The following is a 256-nucleotide window of genomic DNA, read 5'->3' on the forward strand; positions in this document are numbered from 1 at the left end:
CGTTAAAACCGTTGTCGCCTTCACTAGCTGGGACTTTGTGAGCGAAAACGAATGGGCTCGAATCCCTGCACTACCATGGACAGCCGTTGCAGCCGGTGCATTTTTAATTGGCCATTACCTAGGTGGACGTAATCTGTCTATTTTAGCCGGCACCAGCATCATTTACATTGCGGTATTTGGTCAGTGGACACCCGCGATGCAAACCTTATCGTTTGTTTTAGTGGCTGTGCCTTTATCGGTTTTTTTGGGGTTAGTG

1 pseudogene is annotated in these 256 nt (G+C 48.0%); it reads left to right on the forward strand.

Annotation, left to right across the window (positions count from 1 at the left end):
• Positions 1-256: pseudogene (locus AAEZ09_RS28700) on the forward strand (glycine/betaine ABC transporter); the annotation flags it as partial.

The organism is Pseudomonas sp. 65/3-MNA-CIBAN-0223, assembly GCF_040310425.1.
GTDB lineage: Bacteria > Pseudomonadota > Gammaproteobacteria > Pseudomonadales > Pseudomonadaceae > Aquipseudomonas > Aquipseudomonas gregormendelii.